Genomic DNA, 17193 nt, shown 5'->3' on the forward strand with positions numbered 1-17193 from the left:
TTTGTAAATTTAGTGTAAATTTTACTGATAAACCGTTTACAGTGCCTCAAGGTTTAGTTAATAATTACATCGTACATGAAATTTAAGGAGTGGAATGCGTGGAATACAATATTCAAGATATGATCTTCCAGTTCATTGGTGGATTAGGTATTTTCTTATTCGGGATTAAATACATGGGCGATGGACTGCAACAAGCAGCTGGAGATCGTCTTCGCGATATTCTAGATCGTTTTACAACAAACCCTCTTATGGGTGTACTAGCAGGTATGTTAGTTACAGTATTAATTCAATCAAGTTCAGGAACAACCGCTTTAACAGTCGGACTTGTAAGTGCCGGATTTATGACATTAAGACAAGCAATTGGTGTTATTATGGGTGCGAACATCGGTACGACAGTTACTGCATTTATTATCGGGATTAAAATCGGAGAATACGCTCTCCCAATTATGGCAGTTGGAGCAATCTTACTATTCTTCTTTAAAAATAAAAAAGTACATTCTGTAGGTCAAGTTGTATTCGGTTTTGGTATGTTATTCTTCGGTTTAGAATTAATGAGCGCAGGTATGAAACCTCTTCGTTCTTTAGAGTCATTCCAAGAGTTAATGGTTAGCATGAGTGATAATCCAATTTTAGGAATTGTTGTTGGTACAGTCTTCACTTTAATTGTACAAAGTTCAAGTGCGACAATCGGTATTTTGCAAGAACTATTCGGTCAAGGTGCAATCGATTTACAAGCTGCTCTTCCTGTATTGTTCGGTGATAACATCGGTACGACAATTACAGCTGTATTAGCAGCAATCGGTACTTCAATTGCAGCAAGACGTGCAGCATTAGTTCACGTTATCTTTAATATTATCGGTACCATTATCTTTACGATTATATTAATACCATTTACAAGTTTAATTCAATATTTCCAAACGTCATTAAACTTAAATCCAGAAATGACAATTGCATTTGCACACGGGACGTTTAACGTAACGAATACAATCATTCAGTTCCCATTCATTGCAGTATTAGCCTGGATTGTAACAAAAATTATTCGTGGTGAAGATGCATCTATTAACTTCAAACCGCAACATTTAAATCCAATCTTTATTGAGCAATCTCCAGCTATCGCTTTAACAGAAGCTCAAAAAGAAATCATTCGTATGGCTGAGTTTTCATTACATGGATTAAAAGAAGCAAACCAATTTTTAAATACACAAGATAAAAAACATGCTGACATGGCTACTCAATTAGAAGGAGCTATTAACAATTTAGATAAAAAAATTATTGAGTATTTAGTTTTACTATCAGAAAAACCACTTTCACCTACAGACTCTGAAAAACATTCCGTTTTAGCAGGTGTTGTTGGAGATATTGAACGTGTCGGTGATCATGTAGAAAACCTTGTAGAACTTGTAGATTTCCAAATTTCAAACCGCGTTTCACTATCAGATGAAGCACTAGCTGAATTAAATGAAATGCTTGAATTAACAATTTCAACATTACAAGATGCAATCAATGCTTTAACAAACTTTGACACTGAACTAGCTCAAACTGTTATTGCAAAAGAACGTAAAATTGACCAAATGGAACGTGTTTTACGTAAACGCCATGTGTTACGTCTGAACGAACGTAGCTGTTCAGGTGATGCAAGCATCATCTACGTTGATATGGTAAGTAACTTAGAGCGTATCGGTGATCACGCTGTAAATATCGCTGATGGTGTTTTAGGTGAACAAGGAAAAGTAAATTTAAAACAATCATTATAATAGGAAAGAGACGCTAATTTAAGCGTCTCTTTTTTCATTTCATCTTTACAACCGTTCTTCCTTTTAACTTTCCTTGCAGTATAAGTGTAAACTTCTCATCTAATTCTTTTAATGTACATTCTTCTGTATAAGATAATAGCTCTGAATTTTTCCACTCACCTGCTAGCAATGCCCACACTTCTCTTCTCACATCTACTGGACATTGAACTGAATCTATTCCTAAAAGGCTAATCCCTCGTAATATGAATGGGTATACAGTTGTATTTAATTCATGCCCTGCTACGTTACCACACGTTGTTACACAGCCTCCATACTTAACTACCTTTAAAGAACTTTCTAACATGCTTCCGCCTACGGTATCGACAACCCCAGCGTATATTCCTTTAAGCATCGGTCTTCCTGATTCATCACTCAACTCCGCGCGATGAATCATCTTTTTTGCACCTAAACGTAGCAGCATCTGTTCCTCTTCCATTTTCCCAGTTGATCCTACTACGTCATATCCTAGCTTCGCTAAAATGCTAACTGCTACACTGCCTACTCCGCCCGTAGCACCCGTTACTAAAACATCTCCCATACTAGGCGTAATTCCCGCTCTAATGAGCTTATATACCGATAAGGCAGCTGTAAAACCGGCTGTCCCGTACATCATACTTTCCTTCAAAGACATTTCTTTCGGTAAAGGAACAACCCAAGATGATGGCACGCGAATATATTCTCCGAAACCACCAGAAGTATTCATACCTAAATCATATCCAGTTACAATAACTTGATCGCCTTCCTGAAAGGCGTTATTTTCACTACTAACTACCTCTCCCGCTGCATCGATACCTGGTGTATGAGGATATGTTCTCGTTACACCTTTATTACCCGTAGCTGAAAGGGCATCTTTATAGTTTAATGACGAATAATAAACACGTATTAATACGTCTCCTTCAGGTAAACTATTAATTTCTCTCTCAACAAGCTTTCTTTCAAATTGATTATTTTCTTTTTCGTTCACGACAATTGCTCGGAATGATGTATTATTCATTATGCTCTCTCCTTCATCCGTAAAATCTTTCTTTATTATATAAGAAGTACATATACAGCTAATCACATCTTATTGGCTATATTTCAACAAATCTTACTTCTCTATCACTTTCTCACATTACATATTTTCATTTCTACTAAAACACATTATACTTGTTCTACATCTTAAAAATAAAATATAGAAAATCTAACTTTTTATAAATAAATTGAATTTTTACGAAATGTAAATGATTTGTAATGTTTTTTTTCGCTAAATTTCATTATAATAAGTGGATATGAGTGTCGTATTTCAATTCAAATGAAGGAGTACAAGAAATGGAGCAAAACCCATCTTTGCAAGAAAATACACGCAATAAACCGAAAAAAGGTAAGAAAAAAACAAAAATTATTATAAGCGTTATTCTATTAGTTTTAATAATAGGTGGCGGTTATACATGGTTTTTAGTAAATAAAGCATCTTCTGCTGTTCGAAACGCCGCTCACGATTTAGCACGCGGTGATAAGTCTGATTTACGTGCTAAAGCTGTAAAACCTATTACAAATAACGTCTCTGTCTTAATAATGGGCGTTGATGAAAGCGATGTCCGTGGGAAAGAATATGGTGAAGCTATAAGAACGGATGCACTATTACTTGCAACGTTTAATAAAGATAGCAAAACTGTAAAACTATTAAGTATTCCACGAGACACATATACTTATATTCCAGTAGAAAAGAAAAAAGATAAAATTACACACGCTCATGCATTTGGTTCTACTAAAAACGGAAAAGATGGTGGACCACAAGCTAGTATTGATGCAGTTGAAAAATTAATGAATGTTCCCGTCGATTACTTTGTAAAATTCAACTTTAAATCATTCATGAAAATCGTTGATGATTTAGGCGGCATTGAAGTTGACGTACCAGTTGAGTTTACTGAACAAGATAGTAATGATAACGCCGAAGCAATTCACTTAAAAAAAGGTGTTCAAAAGTTAAATAGTGAAGAAGCTCTTGCTCTTGCTAGAACACGACACGTTGATAGTGATGCGATGCGTGGTCAACGTCAGCAACTCGTTATCGAAGCCATTTTAAAGAAACTAACAAGCGTTGGATCCGTAACAAAAGTTGGTAACATCATTGATGATATTAACGGACAATTCGTTACAAACTTAACATTCGATGACATGCTTTCATTCTATAAATATGGATCGGATTCGGAAATTGAGAAATTACAACTTCAAGGTGAAGATTGTTACATGGCAAAAGGTGATGATACATGTAGTAAGTCAGCTGGTGGTGGTCGAACTTACTACTACAATCCAGATAAAAAAGAATTAGCTAATGTTACAAACGAACTTCGTAGTCACCTTGGACTACCTGCCTATACAAAATCTGATTCTGATTCGAAAAAAACAAGCTCAGAGAAAACAAAAGAATCTAAGTCTGAAAATACGAGTGAACGCGAATCAAGTAACGATGAAACTCAAAATAAGAATAACAGTGAAGATACAGAAACATCGTCTAATGACAATGAATAAAGTGAAGCAGTGCTCTATGGAGGTAGAGCACTGCTTCTTTTTAATGCTTTCAAAACAAAAAATCAGAACTTTCCAACTATCTTTTTTAATATTTTTAAATTATAATAAATAATAGTAATCTATTCCAATTATCAGGGGGCACACACATATGAAAGCTGCAGTAAAACATAACATTTCAGATTTTAAAGAGTACTTAAAATCAAACGATATATACATGGAAGAAAATATAGATGAAAATGATGGTTCGGTACATTTTTCAGTAGGGTTAGAAACAGAAGCTGGCGCAAAAATTCAACTTATCGCTGCTTTCCAAAGCGAACATCCTGCTGTGGATATATACTGCTTCAATGTTGCTCTTGTACCTGATTCAACATCAACAAATGATATTTTACATGTCATCAATGAATTAAACACATCTTATCGATTTGCAAAATTCACGCTAAACAAACAAAATGCAATTGATATTTCAACATCTCTTGCATTCTCAGAACCAAACTTTAATCCCGCACTTGTCTTTGAACATACGAGAATGCTATATAAACTGGCAAACGATGAATATAAGAACTTAATGAAAGTGATTTGGGCGTAAATAAAAAGATGGTGCTACAAGAGCACCATCTTTTTATTTCGATATCATATCAACCCACATCTTTATCGCAGTTCCTACAATTAAAGTAGACAATACGTATTGCAAAACTTTTTGATTCACTCTCTTCCCTACTCTCACTCCAAGAGGAGCGGCAAATAAACTTGCTATCGCAACGATAAGAGCCGGAATAACAACTATTTGTCCAGTAATCACTTTCCCAGTAGTAATTCCTATCGAGGAAATAAAAGTAATAGCGATAGATGTTGCTATTGTCGTACGTATCGGTAGTTTTAAAACAACTAGCATAATCGGTACTAAAAGAAATGCACCACCAGCCCCAATAATGCCGGAAACACTTCCTACAATAAACGCTAGCAAACTAGCGAGCCACTTATTGTACGTAATTCCTTCTGTCCCCTTACGATTGCTTCGCTTCGGTATAAACATCATAATAGCCGCAATAGTAGCTAGTAATGTGTAAACAACGTTTACAGCATGCTCATTTAATAGATTCGCACTAAAGCTACCTACAAAGCTTCCTATTAATATACTAGCTCCCATATACACAACTAAAGTTTTATCCATATCGTTACTTTTCCTGTACGCCCACGCGCCTGCAAAAGTTGCAAAGAATACTTGAATCGCTGTAATACCGCTCACTTCATGTGATGTATATCCAGCAAATCCTAGCAATACCGGAATGTATAAGATCATCGGATAATTAATAATTGCACCACCAATTCCAACCATTCCTGATATAAACGATCCTATAAACCCAATTATAAAAAGTAATACGACTAAGCTCATCTTACATCCCCTCCCTTCTAAAAAGAAGGTGAATTAAATGAATAAGTTTACATTCCCATCCGAAGCATCTGCTAAATAAGCTCCTACTCCTGCAAACTCTACCCCATCCATAATCTCTTCCTCTTTTAACCCTAATAAATCTACTGTCATTTGACAAGCTACAAGTTTAATTCCCTGTTCTTTCGCCAAATCGATTAAATCTGGTAAAGGCATCGCATTATGTTTTTTCATAATACCTTTAATCATCTTTGGTCCCATACCGGCAAAATTCATTTTTGATAATCCCATCTTATCAGCGCCGCGCGGCATCATTTTTCCAAACACTTTCTCTATAAATGTTTTCTTTACTTTCACATGCTCATCTTTCCTAAGAGCATTTAAACCCCAGAAAGTATGAAAAATAGTCACTTCATGATCGTACGCCGCTGAACCATTTGCAATAATATAAGCAGCCATTGCTTTATCATAATCTCCGCTAAATAAAACGATTGTTGTTTTCTTCTGTTGTTCCATGTTGTTCTCCTCCTAATTACCTATAGGGGTATTTTATCATTTATAAAAAGGCTCAAATCATTTATCTCTGTACTATACGACTTTACCTTCCCACGCTAACATACCGCCTACCATATTGATTGCTTGAAAACCGTAGCTCTCTAAAAATTGAACTGCTCGTGCACTTCTTCCGCCAGAACGACAAACGATAATATACTCTTTCTTTTTATCCAACTCATGCATACGAAACTCTAATAGTCCTAGTGGAATATTACACGCTTCTGGAATTTTCCCTTCAGCTACTTCTTCTACTTCACGTACGTCCACAATATTTACTGCTTCTTTACGTAACAATTTTCCTTCTAATTCTTTTGCTTTCATTTCTTTCATTTTAAATTCCCTCCTCACAAACCATTCATACCGCCTGAAACATTGATAACGTGCTGAAATCCTAATTTTTTTAATACTTTTGCAGCCTGCTTACTTCTCATCCCGCTCTGGCAAATAACGATTACTTCCTCATTTTTATCTAACTGATTTGCTTTACTCGCTAACTCATTTAACGGGATATTTTGAAATCCTTTCATATGATTCCCTCTATACTCACCTACTGTACGAACATCGATAAATTGTTTATTCTTTTGCTCCATCATACGTTTTAATTCTTTCCCTGTAATATTTTTCACTCCTCTAACTGGTAAGAAGCGAGAAATAATAAACCACGATACAAGTACAATTAAGATTACATTCAATATTGTCTTTACATCCATAAAGCTATTTAAACTCCTTCTGTGCTTTTTTCCCGTCCAAATATATACTATAACTTTGAATATGGAACCCTTTCTTTCTTAAAAAACGAACGCTTAAATTCCGATCCACTTTATTATGAACAATAAGATGCAAAGGCTTATTTGGTATTTCATGATAATACCGTTTTAAATACGCATACGGTATACACATAATTCTAGAATTGTTATCACTGTGACTCTCTGTATAATTGCGTACATCTACAACAACACTTTCAATTTCCCTTACTTGTTCTAACGAAATATATTCAACGTTTAAAACCGAAATGTAACGTTTTACTAAACTTCCCAGCATCAATACTATTAGAGATATAACTATATAAGACATATATGATTATCCTCTTTACTTTCAATAATAAGCAGAGGATGTAATCTTCCACTTATTATTGAACTGCTATGCTTTCTTGATCCAGAACTTTAATTCACCAGCTTCTTCCGTGTGTTTTAACACTTCATGACCGCCTGTTTGTGACCATGCTGGAATATCTTTAATCGCACCTTTATCTGTTAAGTGTACTTCTAATACTTCTCCTGATTGTAATACTTCCATTGCCTTCTTTGTTTTTACAATTGGCATTGGACATGCTAATCCTTTTACATCTAATACTTCTTTCACTTTCATCTTATATGCCTCCTATTTTTATAATTAAGCTTTCTTAATCCAGAACTTTAATTCGCCGTCTTCTTCTGTATGCTTTAACACTTCATGACCGCTTGTTTGTGACCATGCTGGAATATCTTTAATCGCACCTTTATCTGTTAAGTGTACTTCTAACACTTCCCCTGATTGTAATGCTTCCATTGCCTTCTTCGTTCTTACAATCGGCATTGGACATGCTAATCCTTTCGCATCTAATACTTGTTTTACATTCATCATCTATTCCTCCATGTTTCATTTATTTTATTATTCATGAACTGCACAACGATTTGGACCAATCTCCATTTCACGCTCTTCATCTGCACTCGGATGAATTTTACCCATATTCGTTTGACGAATTTCTTCGTAAGCATTTGGCTGAGGTGGTAAATTCTCCGTTACAACTTTACGAAACTCTTCCTTATCCTCAATATTTAGCCCTGCATTATACGCAAATAAATCTTTTAACTTTGCGCTCACAACACCATTTTCATCCATTTCACTTATTTTTGAATAATGAGCCGGTAACACAATTAAACTTTGAGATAGCTCTTTATATCGGCTATATAAAGTATTACGTAAATCACTTACCCAATCTTCAGCCTTTCCAGCAAGATCTGGACGCCCAATTGAATCCACAAATAAAATATCGCCTGATAATAAATACTCATCATCTACAATAAATGAAGTACTACCAATTGTATGTCCAGGCGAATAGATTGCCTCAATATCAATCTTTGTTTGTCCAACAGTAATTACAGCACCCTCTACAAGTGGCTCATAAGAAAATACAACTTCTTCCGCATCTTTCGGCGGTAACCAATACGTCCCGTTTACTTTCTCAGCTAGCTTACGACCTCCTGAAATATGATCCGCATGTAAGTGTGTATCCATTACATTTGTAATTACAGCACCTTGTTCTTTTGCAAATTCCTCATATGCCTCAACTGTTCGTACTGCATCAATAACAGCAGCTTGTCCTTTAGAAATGACCATATATGATAAGCAACCTTTTCCAAGACGGTTAAACTGATACATACTTCCGCCATCTTTTAAATCTCCAACCTTTATAGGCTTTACATATTCACTCCAAGCCTTCATACCACCAGATAAATAATAAATATTTTCTAATCCAGCCTCTGTTAATTGCTCTGCCACAAATATAGAAGACCCTTCTTTTGCACATACTACTAAAACATCTTTATCTTTAGGTAGTTCACTAACAATATGATCTACACCCTCTAATAAATCAAAGTACGGCACATTCATTGAAGTAACTTCTTTTCCTTCAATTTTCCAATCTTCATAATCCGCCTCATTACGAACATCTAAAATAAATAACTCTCCGAATAAAACTTTCTCTGCAACATCTTTTGCTTGTAACGGTTTAACATTCATCTTATTACCCCCATAGGTATGTTTTTGTTTAAAAAATTTTATTTTTCCACATTCCCTTGCCACTCTAACATGCCTGGAATGACATTTTTCACATTTGCATAACCTTTCTCTTTCAACATGTGGCAAGCTACATCACTACGGTTACCAGTTCGACAAACAACATAAATTTGCTTCGTCTGATCTAACGCTGCACTGCCCAGTTCGCCTAATGGAACTGAAATAGCAGATGGAATATGACCAAAAGCGAATTCCGCCGCTTCACGAACATCTAATATAATACACTCTTCACCACTTAATAATATCTCTTCCAATTCCGAATTCGTAATTGTATGAGGATATTTCACTATTTCATTCATTTCATGTTCATGTGCTTTTCTAACGTAATGCATCAATAAATCGCCTTCGTGTTTCGTACCGATATATTGATGACCTACTTTACTCGCCCAACTTTGTATATCTACAGTAGACCCTTTATCTGTTGCCTGAACTTCAATCACTTGCCCTGATGCGAGACTTTCCATCGCCTTCTTCGTCTTCACAATCGGCATCGGACAGGCCAAACCTTTACAATCTAAACTCATATCCACTTTTATACTCATAATCATTTCCTCCCTAATCATTATACACATACCCATAGGGGTATGATAGAATGTTTTTGAAAATCTGTCAACACATACGTTTGACAGATTATCGGCTTTTTACAAGTAATTGAACAGCTTCTTTAATTAACTCTTCATTTGAGCCATTACCTGTCTCAAACTGCTCGCGCAAACATTGCTCTAAATTTGTTCCAACAACGAGTCCAATTGTACGATCAAGTGCAGAACGGGATGCAGTTAACTGTGTAATAACATCTCGGCAATCTTTTCCCTCTTCCATCATGCGAAGCACACCACGAACTTGACCTTCAATACGTTTCAATCTATTTTTCATATCTTGATTATATTCCATTCTATAATCACCTCATTACCATTATGTCACCATTTATAACTTATGACAATATATTATACCCTACAGGGTATTTTGTAAACCCCTATTTTTATTTTTCATCTTACATGTTCGCAAAACAAAAAGTGAAACCTTAATCCATGGGGGTTCATCCTCCACCAAATTTTGAAGTGAAAGATGAACAAATATCAATATACAATCCGGTCTGGTAATACTGTTCCGTATAATTTAAAGCCACCATCTACATTTTTTACCCTATATCCTTTTTCCATTAACATACGTGCTGCAACATATCCCCTCATACCAAGCTGACAAGTAATATATATTTCTTTATCTAATGGCACTTCATCCAAGCGATCACGTAATTCATCTAATGGAATATTAATAGAACCTTTGATCATTCCTTGCTTTAATTCATTAGGATCTCGAACATCAATCAGATATCCATCATTTTCAACAATACGATCAATTTCATGCCATTGTACTGTATCAACAAAACCATCTACTATATTACTTGCCGCATACCCTACCATGTTTACTGGATCTTTTGCGGAAGAATACGGTGGTGCATATGATAATTCTAAATCCGGTAAATCAATTACAGTTAAATTCGCCTTCATTGCCGTTGCAATAACATCGATACGCTTATCTACCCCGTCACGTCCTAAAGCCTGTGCCCCATAAATTTTTCCACTCTCTTTATTAAAAATTAATTTTATTAGTACTGGCGTAGCATTTGGATAGTATCCAGCATGAGAATTGGCCTGTACATGTACTACCTCATAGGGTATATTTAATCGTTTTAATATTTTTTCATTTACTCCAGTCGAAGCAACTGTTAAATCAAAAACTTTAGCCACTGAAGTTCCCATCGTACCTTTATATAAAGAATCCGTATGACCATGAATAATATCTGCTAACATGCGGCCTTGACGATTAGCCGGCCACGCTAAAGGAATCATTGTTTCTGTTTCTGTAACAAAATCTTTCACCTCAATCGCATCACCAATTGCATATATATGTTGGTCCGATGTTTGAAATTTCTCATTTACTTTTATCGTTCCTCTAACTCCTAGCTCTAATCCTGCATCCTTCGCTAAACTACTCTCTGGTTGTACACCAATTGCTAAAATAAGCATATCTGTCTTTATAATTGACCCACTCTTTAGACGTACAATACTCCCATTCTCCTCTAATGCATCTACACCGTCTTCAAAAATAAGCTCAACATTGTGCTTTTTCATATGCTCGTATACATATGCCGCCATTTCATAATCAATCGGTGGCATCACTTGATTGGCCATCTCTACGAGGGTAACATCAATTCCTCGTTCTCTTAAGTTTTCAACCATTTCTACTCCAATAAATCCACCACCAATAACCGTCGCATGATGTGGTTTCTTCTCATCAATGTACGCTTTAATACGATCTGTATCAGGTACATTTCGTAACGTAAACAACGCCTTCGCTTCTTCAATACCCGGAATAGGTGGAACAATTGGTTTCGCCCCTGGTGAAAGAATTAAAACATCATATTCCTCGTTATATGTTTCATTTGTAGTTACATTCTTTATAATAATTGTTTTCTCTTCTTTATTAATTTTTACTACTTCACTCAATACACGTATATCTAAATTAAAGCGCTTTGACATCTTTTCAACTGTCTGCACTAATAGTTTTTGTCTTTCTGTAATTACACCGCCAATATAGTATGGTAATCCACAGTTTGCAAATGAAATATATTCACCGCGTTCAACCATAATAATTTCATCTTCTTCACTTAAGCGACGAAGCCTTGCAGCTACTGATGCTCCACCAGCAACTCCACCTACTACAACAATTTTTCTAGACATATTTTAAACCTCCATGTTGTTTATTATTTAATTTCTCCATGTATTACAAACAAAAAACTCATACCCGTATGGGTATATAATAAAATATACAAAAATCATTTTCAATATATATATCTTTTGTTCACAAATTCGAAACAAAAAAGAACCTAGATATCTCCAGGTTCCTTTCTGTATGATTAAATCCATGCCTAAAGGCGGCGTAGTATAGAGTAATACTTCTTTTTGACGGCTGAATTCATTTCCGAATGAAGTAATTTGTCATACTTCCTATAAACTCTTTGTAAAACTATAATCCATTTCTCCACCTAACGCTTCAGGTGTATCACCAGTTTCTCTAAAATCATGTGTATAAATTTGTTCAAATGAACCGAAATCTACTTGCTTATAAAATTCGAAACAAGGGAATCCATCATGTTCTCCTTGAATATCAATACTACCATCCTTTTTCACACATACAGTTAATAAATAGTCCACAGGAGGGGCATACATATTTAACGGATTACTAGCGCTTGCACTCATTTTGAATTGCACACCGTCAGAATTCCATGAAATATCCGTACACACAGTATTTTCAGTACTCGCTTTTCCTGTTCTTTTATTCACAGAACCATCTGGATTTGTGACCTTCTCTGTCGTAATACCCGTGTTTGCATATGAAAACACTTCTTCTTTATAAAAGTCCACTACTACCTCTTGCTCAACTCTAGAGCGCATAGTATTTACCGCATGTGGTGTAAATTCACGTGAATCACCTTCGAATTGGATTACTTTTCCGGTTTGTACATCCTTCTGTGGTTCTGTCCAAGACATTGGAATAAATACACTGGCTCTAATTTTAACGATATTCGTCATAAGAAACACCCCTGTAATTCTAATTTTATATACTGCATACTATTGAATAAAATAGACCACAATTTCAATCCTAGAACCAATAGCTTTCTCTTTTACGTTTGCTACTTCCTTCTAAAAAATAGCGCCATATTTATATCTAGATTTTCGTTTTAAAGCTATATTCCATTTCTCCAGCTAGTGCTGCTGGGGTATCATCCGTTTTCCTGAAATCATGTGTATATATTAATTCAAATGAACCAAAGTCGATTTGTTTATAAAATTCATAGCAAGGAAAACCATCATGTAAACCTTCAACATGCACAGTACCACTTTCATTAACTCGTATAGTCAAAAAATAATCAGCTGCAGGTGCTGCCGCGTTTAACGGATTACTTGCACTTGCTCTCATTTCAAAGGAAACTTCATCTTCACTCCATACAATATTTGTACATGCAATGTTTTCTGTACTTGTTTCTCCTTTTTGATACTCAATTGAGCCATCTGGATTTGTAATTTTCACAGTAACGATACAAGCATCTTCATATGTGAAAATTTCTCTTTTATAAAAATCAACAACCACTTCTTGTTCTAATCTTGAACGCTTTGTGTTCACAGCGTATGGTGTAAATTCACGTGCATCTCCGGCATATTCAAACACTCTTCCCGTCTCAGGATCCTGAATAGGTTTCAGCAAAGCATACGGTGCAAATACACTCCCTCTAATTTTAACGATATTAACCATGTGAAACCTCCATAATTCATTGATTTTATTTAGATAAATCATTATTTGCTCTATCACTAACATATAGTCAATTTGATTGACTATATCCTATATAGTACAATAGGTTCCACCTATAGTCAACTTAATTGACTATGATCACGGAGGTTATATATATGGATCATCAAACACTTAACGAACTAGATCTTACATCACTTTTATCACTATCTTTCAGCACATTAATTACTGAACTACATGACAAATTAAGTGAATTAGGATTTGAAGATATTAGGCCAGCGCATGGTTTTATGTTCAAACGCATCCTTCCTAATGGAGCAACCGGTATAGAACTAGCTGAATATTTAGGGGTTTCAAAACAAGCCATAAGTAAAATGGTAGATTCTCTTGAGAACAGTGGTTATGTCACGCGCCAAACGCATCCTACTGATAAAAGAGGTAAAATTATTGTTTTAACCGAGCGTGGTTTAGCAGTAATAAAAGCAAAAGAAGAAATAGTAGCTGAAATAGAACAGCGATGGATTACAAACATAGGTGCAGAACGAATGCAAATGCTTAAAGAGGATTTAACAACATTCGTTACTAAAGAAAATACAGGAAAATTATCCTCGAGCATACGACCTGTTTGGTAAACAAAAACTCCATATAATAAAAAAGAACGGACAAGAAATTCTATGTCCGTTCTTTTCATCACACATACTTCCGATGCACCATCTTCCCATCATAAGAAAACACAACGCCCTTACTCTCCACAATCGATTCCATATGCACTGTTCTTCCCCATAGCTGATGAAGATACGGTAATACTTTTTCTAAGTATTTTAAATCTAACTCAATTCCTTCATAGCTATGTTTAATGTACAATTCCCCATTCTTTAAGTAGTCTCCATCTTCTACTACTAAGTACGGGAAACCTCCATTTGTGCGCATATTTACGAGTTGATCGCGTACATGCTCCCATTCTTTATCAATTACTTTATATTCTTTTCCTTGGCGCTGGAATAAGTACATATCTTCTCTCATTACAAGTTTTTTATTTAAATAGTTTCTTAGGAACGATACATCCCATTCAATTTCCCGTACTTCAAAGATTTTGTCACGACCAGAACCAGGTTTCACACCGCGTCGTTTCATTTCTTCTGTCGGGTTGTTATAGCGCTCTTCAATATCTTCGAACATTTTAATACCGAGGTAGTATGGATTAATACTTGTTTTTGATGGCTGTACGACACCTGCATTTAATTTCGCAAATTCAATTGCTTCACCAGATGTTAAGTCCATTTCACGAAGTATGCGTTGATGCCAGAAGGAAGCCCAACCTTCATTCATAATCTTCGTTTCAAGCTGTGGCCAGAAGTATAACATTTCTTCACGCATCATCGTTAATATGTCGCGCTGCCACTCTTCTAGCTCACGGCTATATTCTTCAATAAAGAGGAGTAAATCTTTTTCTGGCTGCGGTGGGATTTTCTTCTTTTTATGCATATTAGGTCGTTCTCTCTTTTTGTTTCGATCATCTAAATTCCATAAATCATCGTACTGTGATATCTTTTTCTTTTCTACATCCTCTTCTAAATCTTCAATACTCCATGCAAGTTTCGGACGCATAAGCGATGGATCAATATGTTCTTGAATGGCAAGTACGGCATCTAAAAATGTTTCTACCTCTTCTCTTCCATACTTATGTTCATACGCCTTCACACGATCTGCTGTCGCTGCCATACTCTCCACCATATCGCGCTTCGTATTAGAAAAACGAATATTATTTTTGAAGAAATCACAATGTGCTAAAACGTGCGCCACGATTAATTTATTTTGAATTAAAGAATTCGTATCTAATAAAAAGGCGTAACATGGATTAGAGTTAATAACGAGTTCATAAATTTTACTAAGTCCTAAATCGTATTGTAATTTCATTCTGAAAAATTGCTTTCCAAAACTCCAATGCGAAAACCTCGTCGGCATCCCATATGCACCAAATGTATAGATAATTTCCGCTGGACATACTTCATAGCGCATCGGATAAAAATCAAGACCAAATCCAGTCGCAATTTCCGTAATTTCAGCAATCGCATATTGTAGTGCTTTATCATCACTTGCTCTCATTATTTTCCCTCCTTACACTTTCCCTTAAGAAAGTGTATGATGAGGAACAAGCTTTCATGAGGATTGATTGCATAATAAAAAGACACCCTCTAAAAAAACGAGAATGCCTCTTTCTAATTAACCTTCAATGATCTCCATCTTCTCCGTAATCGGTGTACGAGCTTTTCCTTCTGGTGCTTTATCGAAATAGCCGATATGAAGAATTCCAATGATGCGTTGACCTCTTGTTAAACCAATTCCTTCTATAAATAGTGGATTGTAGTTTAATCCACCTGATTTCCAAACGCACCCTAAGCCGCGTTCCCAAGCAAGTAATTGGAAGTTTTGCATAAATGCACATGTTGCAGCGTAATCTTCGTCACGTTGAATTTGACGCGGATCTTCATTAATGTAAACAACGATTTGTGCAGGTGTGCTTAAGAAACGATCAGATAAAATCTTGCCGCGTTTCGCTCTTTCTTCTTCTGTGAAAGAGTTTAATACTGCATCTACTAATTTCTGACGGCCTTCTCCAATGTATAATTTACAATTCCATGGTTCACGGTGTTTATGATTCGGTGCCCATGTTGCGTCGTTTAATAGTTCAATTAATAGCTCTTTTTCTACTGCTTTATTTGTAAATGTACGAACAGAACGTCTTTCTTTAATAACGTTTGCGATGGAAGTATATGTAGTCATATTTTTCTCTCCCTTATTTTTATCTATATGTATAAATCCGTCATTGATATTGATTTTCAATTTCGATTATAACCTAGTTTTTCACTATTAATCAATGTTTTATGTTGGAAAACCATGAAAAACTTCTTTTTATACTGTGAATAAAAAAACTTAACTTGTTCACAAGTTTTTCACATTTTATGGAAATGATATGTGTAAGTTTTACACATTACCCATCTAGGAGGAGTTTATATGTACAAGAAAATCGCAGTAAGTATGACTATGGCAGCATTATTGTGCGGAATATCTGTCTTTCCTACTTCCGCTGCCACGCCAAAAGAAGTAACAATGCACCATCATAAGCCTATTTCAGAAGAAGAAATGCAGTCGCTCGAAAAACTCGGCTATAATAAACATGAAATTTGGAAAGCTTCCCACATTGCAAGAATAAGTAAAAAAGAAATTAAGGACGTTTTAGCTTACTATAAGCAAAATAAATCTTGGGAGAAAACAGCCGAGCATTTCGGTGTAGACCCAAGTAAATTGAAAAAGCATCATATGAATAAAGAAACGAAAAAAGCACTACTGCAAGAATTAGCAAATATGCAAAAGTCCACACCAGATGGACTGAAACAAAAAATGAAAGAATATAACATCGGATTACGCCAACTTACCGTGTTAACAATCATCTCTCAAAAAAGTAATACCCCTCTTGACGATGTACTAAAAATGAAAAAAGATGGGATGGATATTAAACAAATTGCGGAAAAATTAAATGTTAAAAAAGAAGATATACGGGCAGAAATGATTAAATTAGTGAAGTCTATTAAAGAAAAGAAAACAAATTAGCCTGTCAAAAAGGAAGAGATATTCAATACTCTTCCTTTTCTTTATCCCGCTATTTGTGGGTAGTAACACTCCCACCTCAAAATTCGGCTGGAGCAAAGAAGTTAGGTTGGGAGTCGGGCTGCCCGTAAAAGCCCGATTGGTGAAGGCTAATAATCAGTGGGGAATGAACAACCCCCCACT

General features: G+C 35.5%; 21 protein-coding genes. 5 read left to right on the top strand and 16 right to left on the bottom strand.

Annotation, left to right across the window (positions count from 1 at the left end):
* Positions 1–98: 98 nt before the first annotated feature.
* A complete protein-coding gene (locus MKX66_RS15840) occupies positions 99–1754 on the top strand; it encodes a Na/Pi cotransporter family protein (RefSeq protein WP_002010739.1) in 1656 nt (551 codons plus the stop codon).
* 34 nt (positions 1755–1788) lie between these two features.
* Here MKX66_RS15840 and MKX66_RS15845 read toward each other — a convergent pair whose 3' ends face one another.
* Positions 1789–2787, bottom strand: a complete 999-nt coding sequence (locus tag MKX66_RS15845; RefSeq protein ID WP_326997012.1) for a YhdH/YhfP family quinone oxidoreductase — start codon at positions 2785–2787, stop codon at positions 1789–1791.
* 314 nt (positions 2788–3101) lie between these two features.
* On the opposite strand from MKX66_RS15845, the gene MKX66_RS15850 reads away from it, so the two are divergent.
* Together MKX66_RS15850 and MKX66_RS15855 are read left to right on the top strand one after the other, a co-directional pair.
* Positions 3102–4304: an LCP family protein gene (locus tag MKX66_RS15850; protein WP_131929390.1), complete on the top strand. Its 1203-nt coding sequence runs from the start codon at positions 3102–3104 to the stop codon at positions 4302–4304.
* Positions 4305–4452: 148 nt separating this feature from the next.
* Positions 4453–4893 (top strand): hypothetical protein, encoded by a 441-nt coding sequence (locus MKX66_RS15855; RefSeq protein WP_002029912.1) that lies wholly within the window; start codon positions 4453–4455, stop codon positions 4891–4893.
* Positions 4894–4926: 33 nt separating this feature from the next.
* Here the strand turns inward: MKX66_RS15855 and MKX66_RS15860 are convergent, their stop codons facing one another.
* The 13 genes from MKX66_RS15860 to MKX66_RS15920 form a co-directional block, all read right to left on the bottom strand.
* Positions 4927–5700 (bottom strand): sulfite exporter TauE/SafE family protein, encoded by a 774-nt coding sequence (locus MKX66_RS15860; RefSeq protein ID WP_002087455.1) that lies wholly within the window; start codon positions 5698–5700, stop codon positions 4927–4929.
* A gap of 33 nt (positions 5701–5733) precedes the next feature.
* Positions 5734–6213: a DsrE/DsrF/DrsH-like family protein gene (locus tag MKX66_RS15865; RefSeq protein ID WP_002087459.1), complete on the bottom strand. Its 480-nt coding sequence runs from the start codon at positions 6211–6213 to the stop codon at positions 5734–5736.
* A 72-nt stretch (positions 6214–6285) separates the two neighbouring features.
* Positions 6286–6582, bottom strand: a complete 297-nt coding sequence (locus tag MKX66_RS15870; protein ID WP_107887860.1) for a rhodanese-like domain-containing protein — start codon at positions 6580–6582, stop codon at positions 6286–6288.
* Between the two features lie 14 nt (positions 6583–6596).
* Positions 6597–6962 (bottom strand): rhodanese-like domain-containing protein, encoded by a 366-nt coding sequence (locus tag MKX66_RS15875; RefSeq protein ID WP_326997010.1) that lies wholly within the window; start codon positions 6960–6962, stop codon positions 6597–6599.
* A 4-nt stretch (positions 6963–6966) separates the two neighbouring features.
* Positions 6967–7326 carry a sulfurtransferase gene (locus tag MKX66_RS15880; RefSeq protein WP_326997009.1) on the bottom strand — a complete coding sequence of 120 codons (360 nt, stop codon included), beginning with the start codon at positions 7324–7326 and terminating at the stop codon, positions 6967–6969.
* 66 nt (positions 7327–7392) lie between these two features.
* The gene (locus tag MKX66_RS15885; protein WP_002087463.1) at positions 7393–7620 is read right to left on the bottom strand and encodes a sulfurtransferase TusA family protein; all 228 of its coding nucleotides are present in this window, start codon (positions 7618–7620) and stop codon (positions 7393–7395) included.
* Between the two features lie 24 nt (positions 7621–7644).
* Positions 7645–7875: a sulfurtransferase TusA family protein gene (locus tag MKX66_RS15890; protein ID WP_002087464.1), complete on the bottom strand. Its 231-nt coding sequence runs from the start codon at positions 7873–7875 to the stop codon at positions 7645–7647.
* Between the two features lie 27 nt (positions 7876–7902).
* Positions 7903–9033: an MBL fold metallo-hydrolase gene (locus tag MKX66_RS15895; RefSeq protein WP_002087465.1), complete on the bottom strand. Its 1131-nt coding sequence runs from the start codon at positions 9031–9033 to the stop codon at positions 7903–7905.
* A gap of 38 nt (positions 9034–9071) precedes the next feature.
* Positions 9072–9632: a sulfurtransferase TusA family protein gene (locus MKX66_RS15900; protein WP_044444623.1), complete on the bottom strand. Its 561-nt coding sequence runs from the start codon at positions 9630–9632 to the stop codon at positions 9072–9074.
* Positions 9633–9720: 88 nt separating this feature from the next.
* A complete protein-coding gene (locus tag MKX66_RS15905; protein WP_000456201.1) occupies positions 9721–9984 on the bottom strand; it encodes a metal-sensitive transcriptional regulator in 264 nt (87 codons plus the stop codon).
* 185 nt (positions 9985–10169) lie between these two features.
* The gene (gene cdr, locus MKX66_RS15910) at positions 10170–11834 is read right to left on the bottom strand and encodes a CoA-disulfide reductase (protein WP_326997008.1); all 1665 of its coding nucleotides are present in this window, start codon (positions 11832–11834) and stop codon (positions 10170–10172) included.
* Between the two features lie 267 nt (positions 11835–12101).
* Positions 12102–12686 (bottom strand): DUF3238 domain-containing protein, encoded by a 585-nt coding sequence (locus tag MKX66_RS15915; RefSeq protein ID WP_326997007.1) that lies wholly within the window; start codon positions 12684–12686, stop codon positions 12102–12104.
* A gap of 136 nt (positions 12687–12822) precedes the next feature.
* Entirely contained in the window at positions 12823–13407 is a 585-nt protein-coding gene (locus tag MKX66_RS15920; RefSeq protein WP_326997006.1) for a DUF3238 domain-containing protein, read from the bottom strand.
* Positions 13408–13559: 152 nt separating this feature from the next.
* Here MKX66_RS15920 and MKX66_RS15925 point away from each other — a divergent pair, with 152 nt between their 5' ends.
* Positions 13560–14033, top strand: a complete 474-nt coding sequence (locus MKX66_RS15925; RefSeq protein ID WP_326997005.1) for a MarR family winged helix-turn-helix transcriptional regulator — start codon at positions 13560–13562, stop codon at positions 14031–14033.
* 58 nt (positions 14034–14091) lie between these two features.
* On the opposite strand, the gene spoVR is transcribed toward MKX66_RS15925, so the two are convergent.
* Both spoVR and MKX66_RS15935 read right to left on the bottom strand, forming a co-directional pair.
* Positions 14092–15507 carry a stage V sporulation protein SpoVR gene (gene spoVR / locus MKX66_RS15930; protein WP_002029894.1) on the bottom strand — a complete coding sequence of 472 codons (1416 nt, stop codon included), beginning with the start codon at positions 15505–15507 and terminating at the stop codon, positions 14092–14094.
* 117 nt (positions 15508–15624) lie between these two features.
* On the bottom strand, positions 15625–16185 hold the full coding sequence (locus MKX66_RS15935) for a nitroreductase family protein (RefSeq protein WP_044444615.1): 561 nt from the start codon (positions 16183–16185) through the stop codon (positions 15625–15627).
* Positions 16186–16416: 231 nt separating this feature from the next.
* Between MKX66_RS15935 and MKX66_RS15940 the strand changes: the two genes are divergently transcribed.
* Complete coding sequence (locus MKX66_RS15940) at positions 16417–17013, top strand: hypothetical protein (RefSeq protein WP_341086690.1); 597 nt, start codon at positions 16417–16419, stop codon at positions 17011–17013.
* The last annotated feature ends 180 nt before the right edge of the window (positions 17014–17193 follow it).

Origin of the sequence: Bacillus sp. FSL R9-9530 (assembly GCF_038008145.1) — a bacterium.
GTDB lineage: Bacteria > Bacillota > Bacilli > Bacillales > Bacillaceae_G > Bacillus_A > Bacillus_A mycoides.

Coding starts and splice junctions, on each gene's coding strand:
- MKX66_RS15925 (WP_326997005.1), top strand. CDS start 13,560: ATGGATCATCAAACACTTAACGAACTAGATCTTACATCACTTTTATCA.
- cdr (WP_326997008.1), bottom strand. CDS start 11,834: ATGTCTAGAAAAATTGTTGTAGTAGGTGGAGTTGCTGGTGGAGCATCA.
- MKX66_RS15860 (WP_002087455.1), bottom strand. CDS start 5,700: ATGAGCTTAGTCGTATTACTTTTTATAATTGGGTTTATAGGATCGTTT.
- MKX66_RS15895 (WP_002087465.1), bottom strand. CDS start 9,033: ATGAATGTTAAACCGTTACAAGCAAAAGATGTTGCAGAGAAAGTTTTA.
- MKX66_RS15935 (WP_044444615.1), bottom strand. CDS start 16,185: ATGACTACATATACTTCCATCGCAAACGTTATTAAAGAAAGACGTTCT.
- MKX66_RS15905 (WP_000456201.1), bottom strand. CDS start 9,984: ATGGAATATAATCAAGATATGAAAAATAGATTGAAACGTATTGAAGGT.
- MKX66_RS15865 (WP_002087459.1), bottom strand. CDS start 6,213: ATGGAACAACAGAAGAAAACAACAATCGTTTTATTTAGCGGAGATTAT.
- MKX66_RS15880 (WP_326997009.1), bottom strand. CDS start 7,326: ATGTCTTATATAGTTATATCTCTAATAGTATTGATGCTGGGAAGTTTA.
- MKX66_RS15890 (WP_002087464.1), bottom strand. CDS start 7,875: ATGATGAATGTAAAACAAGTATTAGATGCGAAAGGATTAGCATGTCCA.
- MKX66_RS15845 (WP_326997012.1), bottom strand. CDS start 2,787: ATGAATAATACATCATTCCGAGCAATTGTCGTGAACGAAAAAGAAAAT.
- spoVR (WP_002029894.1), bottom strand. CDS start 15,507: ATGAGAGCAAGTGATGATAAAGCACTACAATATGCGATTGCTGAAATT.
- MKX66_RS15875 (WP_326997010.1), bottom strand. CDS start 6,962: ATGGATGTAAAGACAATATTGAATGTAATCTTAATTGTACTTGTATCG.
- MKX66_RS15885 (WP_002087463.1), bottom strand. CDS start 7,620: ATGAAAGTGAAAGAAGTATTAGATGTAAAAGGATTAGCATGTCCAATG.
- MKX66_RS15855 (WP_002029912.1), top strand. CDS start 4,453: ATGAAAGCTGCAGTAAAACATAACATTTCAGATTTTAAAGAGTACTTA.
- MKX66_RS15870 (WP_107887860.1), bottom strand. CDS start 6,582: ATGAAAGAAATGAAAGCAAAAGAATTAGAAGGAAAATTGTTACGTAAA.
- MKX66_RS15915 (WP_326997007.1), bottom strand. CDS start 12,686: ATGACGAATATCGTTAAAATTAGAGCCAGTGTATTTATTCCAATGTCT.
- MKX66_RS15850 (WP_131929390.1), top strand. CDS start 3,102: ATGGAGCAAAACCCATCTTTGCAAGAAAATACACGCAATAAACCGAAA.
- MKX66_RS15940 (WP_341086690.1), top strand. CDS start 16,417: ATGTACAAGAAAATCGCAGTAAGTATGACTATGGCAGCATTATTGTGC.
- MKX66_RS15920 (WP_326997006.1), bottom strand. CDS start 13,407: ATGGTTAATATCGTTAAAATTAGAGGGAGTGTATTTGCACCGTATGCT.
- MKX66_RS15900 (WP_044444623.1), bottom strand. CDS start 9,632: ATGAGTATAAAAGTGGATATGAGTTTAGATTGTAAAGGTTTGGCCTGT.